This window comes from Thermostichus sp. MS-CIW-41, assembly GCF_054058915.1.
This window is the reverse complement of record NZ_JBSSBO010000024.1, coordinates 1-12404: the sequence shown is the minus strand read 5'-3', so window position 1 is coordinate 12404 and position 12404 is coordinate 1. Positions and strand designations below refer to the sequence as shown.

The 12404-nt window shown below is 57.5% G+C and carries 9 protein-coding genes and 1 pseudogene; 5 read left to right on the top strand and 5 right to left on the bottom strand.

The features are described from left to right. Positions 1-204: 204 nt before the first annotated feature. Complete coding sequence (locus ACVWXE_RS08520; protein WP_011433539.1) at positions 205-570, bottom strand: hypothetical protein; 366 nt, start codon at positions 568-570, stop codon at positions 205-207. A 98-nt stretch (positions 571-668) separates the two neighbouring features. Between ACVWXE_RS08520 and ACVWXE_RS08515 the strand changes: the two genes are divergently transcribed. Then, positions 669-1886: an RNA-guided endonuclease InsQ/TnpB family protein gene (locus tag ACVWXE_RS08515; protein ID WP_457490078.1), complete on the top strand. Its 1218-nt coding sequence runs from the start codon at positions 669-671 to the stop codon at positions 1884-1886. Between the two features lie 35 nt (positions 1887-1921). Here the strand turns inward: ACVWXE_RS08515 and ACVWXE_RS08510 are convergent, their stop codons facing one another. Further along, positions 1922-3598, bottom strand: a complete 1677-nt coding sequence (locus ACVWXE_RS08510) for a hypothetical protein (protein WP_457490077.1) — start codon at positions 3596-3598, stop codon at positions 1922-1924. A 599-nt stretch (positions 3599-4197) separates the two neighbouring features. Between ACVWXE_RS08510 and ACVWXE_RS08505 the strand changes: the two genes are divergently transcribed. Further along, the gene (locus ACVWXE_RS08505) at positions 4198-5226 is read left to right on the top strand and encodes a LysR substrate-binding domain-containing protein (RefSeq protein ID WP_457490076.1); all 1029 of its coding nucleotides are present in this window, start codon (positions 4198-4200) and stop codon (positions 5224-5226) included. Here ACVWXE_RS08505 and ACVWXE_RS08500 read toward each other — a convergent pair. Continuing rightward, positions 5108-7561: a phospholipid carrier-dependent glycosyltransferase gene (locus ACVWXE_RS08500; protein WP_457490075.1), complete on the bottom strand. Its 2454-nt coding sequence runs from the start codon at positions 7559-7561 to the stop codon at positions 5108-5110. The two genes, ACVWXE_RS08505 and ACVWXE_RS08500, sit on opposite strands and share 119 nt — an antisense overlap. Positions 7562-7697: 136 nt before the next feature. Between ACVWXE_RS08500 and ACVWXE_RS08495 the strand changes: the two genes are divergently transcribed. The 3 genes from ACVWXE_RS08495 to ACVWXE_RS08485 all read left to right on the top strand — a co-directional run bounded on the left by ACVWXE_RS08495 (position 7698) and on the right by ACVWXE_RS08485 (position 10960). Further along, positions 7698-9275, top strand: coding sequence for a cryptochrome/photolyase family protein (locus ACVWXE_RS08495; RefSeq protein WP_457490074.1), 1578 nt, complete (start codon positions 7698-7700; stop codon positions 9273-9275). A gap of 75 nt (positions 9276-9350) precedes the next feature. Then, positions 9351-9893, top strand: coding sequence for a transcriptional regulator NrdR (gene nrdR / locus ACVWXE_RS08490; RefSeq protein ID WP_011433544.1), 543 nt, complete (start codon positions 9351-9353; stop codon positions 9891-9893). Between the two features lie 263 nt (positions 9894-10156). Beyond that, on the top strand, positions 10157-10960 hold the full coding sequence (locus ACVWXE_RS08485) for a hypothetical protein (RefSeq protein WP_457490073.1): 804 nt from the start codon (positions 10157-10159) through the stop codon (positions 10958-10960). A gap of 489 nt (positions 10961-11449) precedes the next feature. Here the strand turns inward: ACVWXE_RS08485 and ACVWXE_RS08480 are convergent, their stop codons facing one another. Both ACVWXE_RS08480 and ACVWXE_RS08475 read right to left on the bottom strand, forming a co-directional pair. Then, positions 11450-11671, bottom strand: a complete 222-nt coding sequence (locus ACVWXE_RS08480) for an amidohydrolase family protein (RefSeq protein WP_041436618.1) — start codon at positions 11669-11671, stop codon at positions 11450-11452. 69 nt (positions 11672-11740) lie between these two features. Beyond that, a pseudogene (locus tag ACVWXE_RS08475) lies at positions 11741-12198 on the bottom strand (amidohydrolase family protein); the annotation flags it as partial. Positions 12199-12404 lie beyond the last annotated feature (206 nt).

The window sequence follows — 12404 nt, the reverse complement described above, 5'->3', positions numbered from 1 at the left end:
CAATAAACCGTTCCACAACGCATAGTCATTTATCTCACCGTCAAGGTGAAACAAACGACCGGTTGCTTCCTGCTAAGGCCTCTGGCCCGCTAGCGCGATCAGTTGAAATAGATGGTAATAAAAACCACGACTGCTATCAGCCCCTTTGATTCCGGTAACGCCGATCCCCGTCTCGATGAGGGAGAGGAGATAGGGCTCAAGCGCCTAAGTTTCGACTCTGTGGGCGCGCAAGAGCAAGTTGGTTCCCAAGTCCTCTTGGGCTGCCCAAAAGGCGCAAATCCACCACGAAACCTCGTCTTGGCGATAAATGCCACAGGTGAAAGGATAAGGTTGCAAAATATTCGCCATCTGCGCTAAGGCCGGAACTTCCGCCATGTAGTCGGCCCACACTTGGGGATCCAAGGCTTCGTAGGTGAAATCGGAAGGAAAGAATGTGCAACTGGATTCCAGGCTGGGCCGGTTGGTCAGCAACAATTGAGCAGGATCTGAGGATTCACAGCCCAAGCGATCCCCGATCTGAAAGGTCAGTTGAAACAGGCGGTTAATCAGATCAAATTGCTCAGGGCTCATAAGTTCAGAATTCCTAACTTTCAGCTAGAAATCGCAGGAGCCCCGCACTGTACCCGTAGGGTCAGTGCCGGGAGGAATGCGGAAGTTATGATAGAACCATGACTCAAGTCCTGACCGTCTCCTGCAAGCTCAAGGTAGCCCAGTCGCAAGCCGCAAAGTTGGATGCGACAATGGATGCCTTTGTGCAGGCGTTGAACTGGGTCAACCAAAACACACCAGAAAAAGTAGTCAACGCAGTCAAACTCCAGTCCCTTTGCTATTACCAGATTCGCGCTCGGTTTGGCTTGTCCAGTAACTTGGCAAGGACTACGTCCCGCTTACGCGACCAGCAGGTCTGCAGACGGCTGGCCGGTGCCCGTAAAGTTGCCCGACAGAAAAACTGTCCGGTCAAAGCGTTCAAGAGAGGCTTTGCGACCTACGATGCCCGTATCTTTTCGTTCCGCGAGAAAGACTGGACGGTGTCGCTGACCACGGTGGAGGGTCGGGAGCGCTTTGAGCTGGCGATTGGCCGCTACCAGAGAGAACGGCTGGCGGGCTCCAATCCCAAATCTGCCACTCTGGTCAAGCGCAAAGACGGTTTCTACTCCATTCAAATCTGTGTGGAAACGGAGCCATCCCCACCGCAACGCACGGGCAGAGTGCTGGGGGTGGACTTTGGAAGGACAGATATTGCCCATACATCGGAAGGAGATCACTGGAATGGACAGCAGTTGAACAGAGTCCGCGACCGCTACTCCCGGTTGAGGGCGGTACTCCAACGCAAAGCCAGTAAGGGCACACGCAGTTCGCGGCGCAGATGCCGTCAACTGCTGCAACGGCTGTCTGGCAAGGAGAGGCGCTTTCAGGCGTGGGTCAATCATCGCATCTCCAAAGCTATTGTCTCTAGGGCAAAGGCGACAAACAGCGCTATCGCCCTGGAAGACCTGACAGGGATCCGGGAAAGGGTCAATCAACAGCCACGCAGCAAAACCGAAAGGCGCAGGGCCAACAGTTGGGCGTTCTACCAACTACGTCAGTTTCTGGAATACAAGGCGAGGGTTGCAGGGGTTTCTCTGGTTCTTGTGCCGCCCGCCTACACGTCGCAGACCTGTCACAAGTGTTTACACATCCATCCCGATCCTGCGCAATCCTACCGCAGTGGCAAGTCGTTCAAGTGTGGGCACTGTGGATGGGAAGGAGATGCGGATTTGAATGGTGCGAATGTGATTGCGCTCTTGGGGGCTGCCGTAAACCAGCCTAGAGGTCCGGGCTTGTTTTGTTCTCTGGTAGAGCAGAGCAGGCTCAGGGCTACTGAAAGCCCGCTCCGTACCGCTTAGCGGTCGGAGCCGGGTAGTTTACATTGGGATGGGCGTTAGAGTTGACAGGTGCGACGGCTGCGCTCCAGCTCCGGCTCGATCCAGGAGAGGGCGAAGTGACTCACACAGGGCAACTGCGGGAAGCGGCGGGCCAGCTCTGCTGTTTGGGTTTCCAGGCTGGGGCGTTGCCGCTGGGCTTGTCCCCATAGACCGGCAATGGCCGGGCAGACAAAGGTTTGGGGAGAGGCCACAGCCAGGACCTGCTCCACCTGCTGCGCCACACAGGAGCTATCCTCGCACTTGGCATAGGCCATTGGGTGCCATTCCATACCCGGATCAAAGCGGTCCCAGGGTTGCAGACGAGCGTCAAACCCTTCTCCTACTGCTTGGTTGCCTTCTGGGAAGAAGACAGCCCCCACCGGGATCCCCAGCCTCTGGGCGGGTTGGGCGGCCTGCTGTAGATAATCGAGAACGCCGTAGCGGGCAAACTCGACGCTTAGCTGCCAAAGCTGCTGCTGCCAACGTTCTTGGCGAACGGCGGCGCTGGGGGTGGGGGAAGGGGCAGGAGTTGGTGCTGCTGCCTCAGAACTGGAATCCGCCGGTTTCTCCAGACTCTCTGGTAAATCTTTTGCAGAGGAAAGCTGATCCCCCTGCCAATTCCTGCTGGCCATGTCTTGGGCAGCCCAGTCCAGTAACTCTGGGGAAAGCGCCCATTTCTCGGTCGGGCTGGGCCAGGGATCCCCTGGCTGCCGCCACCTGGGCTCTTCGGCATAGGTGGCATCCAACTGCTGCACATCCCTCACCGTCACGTAGCCCTGGCTCAAATAGCGCTCCAGCAGCGCCCGACCCGCCGGGTTTTCTGCCAAATTGAGGTAGGCTTTCCGAGCGGCCTCTCCGTGAATCCACAAGTCTCGGACGGTGGCTGCCACGCTGGATCCCCCTGAGCCACGCGGATAGCGAATGTAGTCGAAAAGGATCCCATCTGGCTGTCGCTGTAGGATGCGGCGGACTAACTCGGCAAAATCCCGCCGTGCCAGGGGATGAAAGGGATCCACAAATACCTCGCCAGGACTGCCCAGGTCTTCCGAAAGGGCTGTAGCGGGATCCAAGACGGTGGTGATGCCACGACCGTTGCGGGCCAGGGCCACCTGTCGATCGGGCCGTTGTCCGTAGCTGTAACCGAAATTGAGGGAAAACACCCAGGCATAGGCAGATAAGCCGCGGCGTCGTGCCGCCTTCAGAGCCAGATCCAACAAGTCGGCGTTGGGCTGTAAGCTGGGCCAGATCCCCCCTGCGCCATCCGGCAAAATGGAGCGACCATCGTAAAAGGTCTCGATAAAAACGCGGTTGTAGCCCAGGTTTACCACTTGGTCGAACACCTGATCCAACACGCCCGGATTGGCATCACAGGGATGCAGACGTACCCAGATAGCCTGGATCTGGGGCCAGCGTTGGCTGCGGCAGGCAATCAAGGCAGCGCCATGTTCGGCCAAAACTTGGGTGTACTCGGCCCAAGCAGCATTCGACTGGGCAGCCTGCTGGCGCAGTTGAGCCTTGCGCGCTACCTCCTCGGGCGGCTGTCGGCAGTAGGCGTCGAGCCGAGCGGCCAAGTGGGATCCCCTCTGTTCCGCACTGTCTACGGAACCAGAGCTGGGGAAAAGGGAATGGCCGGGCCACAAGAACTGAGCCTGGGCCGTGATTCCGGATCCCAGCAACATCAGCGCGCCCAGCACACCCGCAAGCCAGCGGCTCCCTTTGTTTTTTGGCAGTCTTAGCACTGATACATTCACGCTGAACTATCCTGAACATGGTTCAGGAAAGAAGCGATCGCATCCTGCCTATCTCCGTTCGCGTCAGCGGGACGGAGTCCAAACAGGAAGGCGGTATCCCGCAAAGCCCTGAGGAATACCCCCCGAGCGCTTTCCCCCTTCACTTCCCGGCAACCGTTGCGGTGGACTCAAGGATCAGGGGGAAACTTGGTCTACTATATCCCTCTCAATGACTTTTGCCAAACCGCCTAAAGCTCAGTAAATTCAGCAAAGTTCAGGGTTTTGGGGGTTAGAGGCATGCTCTCAACCTCCACGAGAATGTCTGCGATCGTACTCTTCTCCTGCCCAGAGAGCGGCTATTGAAAAAAAACAGCCGCCCGTGCCCACACCGGCGCAATCCCTTGGTCGATCTCTACCTTAAGTCCGAGTGGTAGGGGGTTGCTCTTCGGTTTTGCCCCTTCCGCCACTGTGACCGTTAGCCAGGCTCTCATGGGGATCTCGCCAAAAGGCATAGATTAGCGCTTATGATTTAGTAGTAAACCTTTAGCTTTTCTTGATTGTCCATGAAGGCCATTACCCTGCATCAACTGCAAATCTTCGAGGTTGCCGCCCGCCACCTGAGCTTTACCCGCGCTGCCGAAGAGCTCTACCTGACCCAACCCACGATTTCCATGCAGATCAAGCAATTGAGCAAAGCCGTGGGGTTACCGCTGTTTGAACAGGTGGGCAAGCGGCTGTATCTCACCGAAGCGGGGCAAGCTTTACACCAAACCTGCGAGAAGATTTTTGAACAATTGAATCAATTTGAGATGACCCTTGCCGACCTGAAGGGGTTAAAGCAGGGACGGCTGAGCATTGGAGTGGTCACCACTGCCAAATACTTTATTCCCCGTCTTCTGGGGCCATTTTGTCAGCAGTATCCCGGCATTGACGTAGCTCTTAAGGTGCTCAACCGCCAGCAGGTTTTGGAGCGGATGAGCAACAACATGGACGATCTCTACGTGATGGGGATGCCGCCAGAAGATCTGGACGTGGTGGCGCAACCTTTTCTGGAAAATCCTTTGGTGGTGATGGCCCCCATTCATCATCCCCTGGTGGGCCAAAAGCGGATCCCTCTGGCGCGCATTGCCCAAGAACCTTTTTTAGCCCGTGAACCCGGCTCCGGCACCCGCATGGCTGTAGAGCGGCTTTTTGAGAAGCATAACCTGAAACTCAACATCCGCATGGAGATAGGCAGCAGCGAAGCCATTCGCCAGGGCATTGTGGGTGGATTGGGCATTTCGGTTTTGTCTCAGCATGTGTTGGCCTTGGGGGGGTGGCAGCATCATCTGGCTATTTTGGATGTGGAAGAGTTTCCCATTCGGGGGTTCTGGTATTTGGTCTATTTGCGCTCTAAACGTCTTTCGGTGGTGGCCAAAGCTTTTGCCGACTTTCTTCTTTCCCAGGTTTCTCAAATGGAGCTGGACTTTGTGGCTAAAGAGCAGCACAAATCCAATTCAAATCCCAATCCAAATCCGCTTTCCGGCAAAGAGGCTGAAGCACAGCCGAGAGCTCTTGTCGCAACCCCCGGATCCCCTCAAAGTCGTGAGTGAACAATACTCGCAAAAACCCCAGGTAAGCCCGCGCCCACTCGTCTTCCGGATCCAGCTCGACGATCTGTTGAAAATGCAACTGAGCTGCTTCTGGTTGTAACAGCACCGCCAACATCAAGCCCAGTTGGTAGTGGCTCTGGATTTGCTGGCTCGGTTGGCCTTGGGCAGCAGCCTGTTGCCGTTCCCCCTCCAGCAGTTGCCGTACCAGGATGCGATCTGGATCCGTCAAAAAAGTCGGGTATTGCAGGGTTGTCCAGGCATTGAGGTAAAGGGAGAGGGCCTGCAGATCCCCAGCGGCAGCAGCTCTGGCCGCCTCGCGGAGAGGAAACAAGGGATCCGTTACAAGGGGGGATCCCTCCTTCGGGAAGCTCGACAGGGATCCTCTCCAGGATTGGTGTAGGGAATGGCGGATCCCTTTGGGCGACTGCCATTCCAGGTGGAGAAGGCCACCTCTTGGGAAGTCGGTTGTGGGCAGCGTCAAGATCTCTTCCACCAGCCAGCCGCCTGTTGAGTTGAGCTGCAGGCGATTCTGCCCCAGCACCCAGGCCCGCTTCTCCAAAACCCGTCCTTGCCCATCTTCCAGCCGCGCCCAAACCAGCGTCTGGGCCAAGTTCTGAGCTGGGCCTTGCCAGCGCAACTTCCAGGCCGGGATCCCCAGCTCCAACAGCGCCTCAACCTCCACCAGCTCCACCTCCTCAGCTTCAAGAGGCCACTCCTGTACCGTCACCTTTGAAAAGCGAGGGAAGTAAGTGTGCAGCCGACCCACCGTAGGCAACTCCACCGCCGGATCTTGTCGCCAGTCTGGGCTGCTGCGCAGGTGCTGCCGGATCTGCTCCTTAGTCGGGCCATAGGGGCCGATAATCCCCTGTTCCCCTTCGGCATCCACAAACCCATCCAGCAAGGAGAGCTCCAGCTCCGGCCAGGGGGTTTGCCCAGCAGCGCGGAATGTAACCGGCCAGCGCTGAAGAGCCGCCAAGTAGGTGAGGGTTTCGGAAGAGATCAGCTCTGTGTTGGGGAGAACCCCCAGCGTGGTGGTCAAGCCTGGCTGGATCAAGGATTGGATCCACTGCGTCAGCTCCTGTGTGGGGTGCTGCCCCTGCCAATGCATTTGGATCCCCTTCCACAGAGGAGCCACGCCTGGGGTGAGGGGCCGACCCAAATTGGCCAAGGCCAAGCAGCCCAGAACTAGCCCTGCACAGACTCCCCTTTGCAAAGCCCACGCACCCCGGCGTTCCTCCAACCACCGGCAAGCCTTTTGGATCCCGCCTGCTGATAACACGGCCAAGAGGGGCAGCAGGGGTAGGGTGAAGCGCACATCTTTGATATCCACCAGGGTGTAGAGAAGGTAGCCGGAACCGTAGGTGGCCCACAAGACTGCCTCTCGCCTGTCCAGGGATCCCCACCCGCTCAGCAACGGCAACCCACACAAAAAAGGGCTCATCTGCAGGGGCAAAAGGCGCAAGTAGGCAGTCCACCAGCACAGAGATCCCGCTGGGCAAGTGATGTAGTAGTGGGCAGTCTCGGCGTAAGCCCAGCCATTGCTGAGCACAAACAGCCAATTGGCCCCATACCAGGGCCAGCACAAAAGCAGCATCACACCCATCCCCAAGGCCAAGTGGGCCAGCCGCGCCGGCCAAGGGATCCCTTTCCGCCACCCCACCGCTTTCCCAGAGCGCCAGAGGGCCTGACCTGCAACTCCCACCAAAGGCAGCAGCAAAAACAGCACCCCTGTCCACTTGGTGAGCAGCACCGCCGCCACCCCCGCCCCCACCCCCACCGCCCCCCACCAGGAAGGCTTCTCCCCATAGGCCCACAGCGCCCAAAACGCCAGCGTCACCGCCACCACCAGCGGCAACTCCAACATGTACACGTGGGCCAAAGCCGTGATCCCCGGATAGAGGAGCACCAACGCCGCCGCCAGCCAGCCCACTTCCCAGGAGCGATAGACCCGCTGTCCCAGCCGCTGGGTTGCCAGAACCAGAACCCCCAGCAACACCAAGTTGAGCAACTGCCCGTCCGCCCGGCTGAAGGGATGCAGAGCCGCCAAGGGGATCCCCAGCCAATAGGCCAAAGGGGGGTAGCGCTGGTTCAAATGCAAAAACTGCTGCCCCCACAGCCCATCCCAGCGAAACCGCTGCAGGTGAAGCCCAAACGCCTGCGCCTGCAACAAATGCTGCGCCTCATCCCACGCCGGCGGCAAGGGATCCGTCCAATTCCAGATCACCAGCAGCAGCAGGGCCACCATCCCCAGCCCGGCCCACCACCGCAGGAAAGGGATCCCCGGCCTGTGGGGTCTCTCCGGCAATGTCTCTCTCTCCTCGTCTGTACCGTTCATGCTTTGAAAACAATCCGCAGAGATTCAGCAGACATTGGGATCCCTTGCAACTGCCACCTGGCCTTGCCCCCCAGAGCTAAACTCAACCTGTGTCATTCTCAGCGCTCCTCCCATAGACCGAGAGCTTCAGCATCCCATGATCGCTCCATCTGCCGGCCCAGAAGGGGTTTGGATCCTTGCGGATCAACTCCACCCCCAGCAATCCGCCCTCGCTTCCCTCTCGACCCTATCCCCAGACCGAGTTCCCGTCATTCTCATCGAATCTCACCGGTGGGCCAGCTCCCGCAACCACCACCAGCAGAAATTGGTGCTGGTCTGGTCGGCCATGCGCCACTTTGCCCAAGAACTGCAACAGCGGGGCTACCCAGTCACCTACGTGGAAGCCGACAGCTATGCCGAGCCCCTGCAAACCTGGGCCAAGCAGCATCAACTGCAGCAGATCCGCCTCATGCAGCCCGCCGATATTCCCGTCCGAGATGAAATAGAAAAGCTGAGATCCACCCTCCCCTGCCCCCTCTTGGTTGTGGAAAACAACCACTTCCTCTGGAGTACTCGTCAATTTATCGACTGGGCCTCAGGCCGCAAGCGCCTGCTTCTGGAAGACTTTTACCGCGAAGGGCGCAAACGCTTTCGCATTCTCATGGATGGCCCCAAGCCCCTGGGCGGGCGCTGGAACTACGACCGGGAGAACCGCCATCCCCCCAAACCGGGAATGCGCTATCCTCGGCCCCTCACCTTTTCCCCCGATGCCATTACCCAGGCTGTCATCGCAAAAGTTAGGCAACACTACGGCCATCACTTCGGATCCTTAGAAGGATTTGGCTGGGCCGTCACCCGCGCCCAAGCCCTGCAAGTGCTTGATCATTTCATTCACGAGCGCCTGCCCCACTTCGGCCCTTGGCAAGACGCCATGCAAACCGGGGAAGACTTCCTTTTCCACTCGCTGCTTTCTCCCTACCTCAACTTGGGCCTGCTCACCCCCCACGAAGTCATCGCTGCCGTCGAACAAGCCTACCATCGCGGCGGGATCCCCCTGCCCTCCGCCGAAGGCTTCATCCGCCAGATCCTGGGCTGGCGGGAGTACATGCGCGGCTTCTACGAATACCAAATGCCCAACGGCTATGCCCAGAACAACTTTTTTGGCCACCAGCGACCCCTGCCAGAGTTTTTTTGGACGGGCAAAACCGACATGGCCTGTCTGCAGCACACCCTGGATCAAATTCGCCGTCATGGTTATGCCCACCACATCCAGCGGCTAATGGTGCTCAGCAATTTCGCCCTCATCAGTGGCATTCAGCCCCAGGCAGTAGAAGCGTGGTTTCAGGATGTGTTTATCGACAGCTACGACTGGGTGATGCAGCCCAACGTCATCGGCATGGGCCTTTTTGCCGATGGGGGCATGCTCTCCACCAAACCCTATGCCGCCTCTGCTCAGTACATCCGCAAAATGAGTGACTACTGCCGCCATTGCCGCTACAATCCCAGCGAAAAGGTTGGCAAACAAGCCTGCCCCATCAATACGTTGTATTGGGACTTCCTGTTGCGTCAGCGATCCCTCTTAGCCCCCTTGGGCAGAATGAAATGGGTATTGATCCATTTGGATCGCATGGAACCGGAGCTGAAGGCCCAGATCCAGGCGCAAGCCGCTGCTTGGTGGGATCCCTTGCAATCTGCACTCGACGAACAGAGTCCATCTCATTTGCAATCTGTCTAAGCACCAGAAGATTAAGCATCCGGTAAAATTGAGGCACCCTCCTACCCACCTGTCGCTTTGTAAGGACTGCAAGCCATGAAATGTCCCCGCTGCAGCAAACAAGAAATCCGAGTTTTGGAATCTCGTTCGGCAGAAGGTGGCCAGAGTGTGCGGCGGCGGCGAGAATGCATGTCCTGTGGCTACCGCTTCACCACCTATGAGCGCATCGAGTTCATGCCCATCATGGTCATTAAACGGGATGGATCCCGCGAAAGTTTCAACCGCAACAAGATCCTGCAAGGGGTGATGCGTGCCTGCCAAAAAACCCCCGTCACCGTCAGACAGATGGAAGAGCTGGTCAATGAGATCGAAGAAAAACTGCAATTGGAAGATGCCCAAGAGGTAACCAGCCTGCGCATCGGCGAGATGGTGCTGGAGCGCCTGCAACACCTAAGTGAGGTGGCCTACGTGCGCTTTGCCTCCGTTTATCGCCAGTTTCAGGGTATAAAAGACTTTGTCAATGAGCTGGAACAGTTGGAACCACCTCTGCGACGGGATCTGGAGCGGCTGCTGCAGGACTCCTCTGCCTCAGATTCCGAATCTTCAGGCTCCCCGGACTTGGTGGGGGAGTATTCGTGACGTGGGAACGACAGCGCAAGCCGGCCCTCCCTGGAAGCAGCGGGGAAATGGCGCTTGTGGGCGGGAAAAATTGCTGTGAAGAGATCGCCCATTCCAAAGGCTTAGCGGTATGCTTGGGGTAGCAATCGCGGCTTACACTAAAGCTAGAGCTGCACGCCTTTAGATTGCCGGTGTTCAGCACTATCCTTGGAGATCCCTGATATCTTGGATCCCTCTGTGTCAAGCTGTCCCAGCCCCCTGTCCTTCCGAGTCGATCCCAATTTATGCAATACGGTTTTCGGGGTTCTAGCCCCTCTGGCGCTCGCAACAGCAACAGTAACCCCAGTGGCTTTCGCTCCCCTGCCGCAATGGAGACGGGGCCAGGGGTGGTGCCGATTCAGGTGTATCAACAAGTGGCCGAAGAGTTGGAGTCTGCCCGTCAGCAGGTAAGCCTGCTTTCCTCGGAAAACCAGCACCTGCGCGCTCTGCATCAGCAGTTGTCTGGAGAGCTCGCTGCCATCACCCGAGAGTTCCAGGGGCAATTGGGCCACACCCTGAAGCGCCTGCAGCAAATCAGCCTACGGCTTGCTGACGCAGATGGCCAGGCTGCCCAAGTTGCTGCAGCTTCTGAAGCCTCTTTCCAACAGAACAGCCCGACTGCCAATCCCGGCCAACCGGAAGCCCCTCCCAGCTACGATTTTTTGAATCGCCTCAAGCGCCGACAGGCCCGCAACGAGACCCCCTCCTTCTCATCCAACGGCTTTGCCCCGTCCTCCTTTGATTCCCTTCGCCACCCTTCCACCCACACCTCTGCCGAGCCCTACCCCCGCACTGGCTACCAGGTTCCTTCCCTGGACGAGTTGATGCAGGATAGGGGCGGCCCGGATCCCTATCTCGGCGAGGCAGACTCCTCAGCCTATTCCACTGGCATTTATCAGCGGGTACGGGAGCAACATCACGGATCCCAGGGCTCTGCCGTACTTTGGATGGCCGCTGCAGTCGTCTTAGTCATTGGATCGTTTGGGTTGGGATTTGTAGCCGTACAGCCGTTTTTGCGCAACAACCCACCGCCCGTGCAAGCACCCTGAGAGCTATTCACAGGATGCTCCAAAAGCCCGCTGGCGGGGTTAGGATGCCCCCAATGCGCTCCGCACCACTGACGAATGACCAGGGGTTATATCTGTGATCCAGGCTGTCGCTGCTCCTCTGACGCCTAACACATTCTTCGAGCATATGCCCGACGAGGGCCGCTTTGAGCTGTGCAATAGAGCATGACTCTAGTCAATAATAAGCTCAACTATACTGAAAATAATGTATAATATGTTCAGTACGGATTACTACCAGTTGATCTTTCTGTTTACTTTCGAGTCTGCCAACATGGTAGCCAAAGCAAAGCAGAAAATTGGTAGTAAGACGACACGGAAACTGCGCTTTGGGTATTCTACTCGAAGCTTTGCGGGATACCGCCATTCTGTTTGGAAACAAACAGAATGCCATCGCTGCATAGTTGAACAGTGATGTTCAGCAGTGTTCAGCGTAAATGTATCAGTCACGGTCAAAATGCAGCCCACAGGTTCTCACAAGCAGGTGGCGAGCTTTTTGGCATAGCGGTTAGCGGTGCCCACGCGCAAATCCAGCAAGATCAAATCCGCTTTTTTGCCCACCTCCAAGCTGCCGATTTCCCCTTCCAGACCCAGACAGGCGGCACTGCCTTGTGTAGCCATCCACAAAGCCTGTTGCGCCGGCAGAGCAGCTCCATCCCCCGATCCCAACCGCTGCAGAAACACCGCCAACCGCATCTCCTCGATTCGATTTCTTCAGCCCCCACATGCACACAGTGGGCGGCCAAGGTCTGAGCACTCAGGGATCCCCAGCGTTTCAAACACTGCACCGGGGTCAATCCATAGCGAGCCTGTAGAGTTTCCACTCCCCGGCGAGTTTCCGCCAAGTGGGTGTGCAGCCCCACTCCATACCTTTGGGCTAGAGCGGATCCCTGGACAAAACTCTCAGGATGGCCAGAATAAGGAGCATGGAACCTGACCCAGATGTAAATTTGCCCCTCCCCGCGTCCATGCCAAACCTGGATCAAAGCCTCCGTGTCCGCCAGGGATTCTCCCACTCCCCTCGGTTCGTCGATCACCTGTGGGCTGAGGATCCCTCGTAACCCCGACTGCAAGCTCACTGCTGCTGCTAGATGTCGATAGATGCCAAGAGTAACTACGGATAGGGATCGTGAAGTTGGATTACATCCCCCCCTCTCCCATGCCGTACACGAAGACCGCTCTGGCAGAACGAGCCAACTGGTGTAAAGCAGGTAACATGGCAAGCTAATGGTCGACAAAACTGTTACCTCACTAGCTTGCCTTCACCCAATGGTGTCAGCTTTCAGGTAGAGAGGCTTGACGGAAGCCACCCCCCCTATTGATTGGGTTCCTCTTGATTGGGTTAGGGTGGTGGGCCTGGCACCGAGCTAGGTTGCCAGCAGGTCGCCCTGCCAGTAGGTTCGCCGCTGATGCGTTTCACGTCCGAGTT

Coding starts and splice junctions, on each gene's coding strand:
- ACVWXE_RS08520 (WP_011433539.1), bottom strand. CDS start 570: ATGAGCCCTGAGCAATTTGATCTGATTAACCGCCTGTTTCAACTGACC.
- ACVWXE_RS08515 (WP_457490078.1), top strand. CDS start 669: ATGACTCAAGTCCTGACCGTCTCCTGCAAGCTCAAGGTAGCCCAGTCG.
- ACVWXE_RS08505 (WP_457490076.1), top strand. CDS start 4,198: ATGAAGGCCATTACCCTGCATCAACTGCAAATCTTCGAGGTTGCCGCC.
- ACVWXE_RS08500 (WP_457490075.1), bottom strand. CDS start 7,561: ATGAACGGTACAGACGAGGAGAGAGAGACATTGCCGGAGAGACCCCAC.
- ACVWXE_RS08495 (WP_457490074.1), top strand. CDS start 7,698: ATGATCGCTCCATCTGCCGGCCCAGAAGGGGTTTGGATCCTTGCGGAT.
- nrdR (WP_011433544.1), top strand. CDS start 9,351: ATGAAATGTCCCCGCTGCAGCAAACAAGAAATCCGAGTTTTGGAATCT.
- ACVWXE_RS08485 (WP_457490073.1), top strand. CDS start 10,157: ATGCAATACGGTTTTCGGGGTTCTAGCCCCTCTGGCGCTCGCAACAGC.
- ACVWXE_RS08480 (WP_041436618.1), bottom strand. CDS start 11,671: ATGCGGTTGGCGGTGTTTCTGCAGCGGTTGGGATCGGGGGATGGAGCT.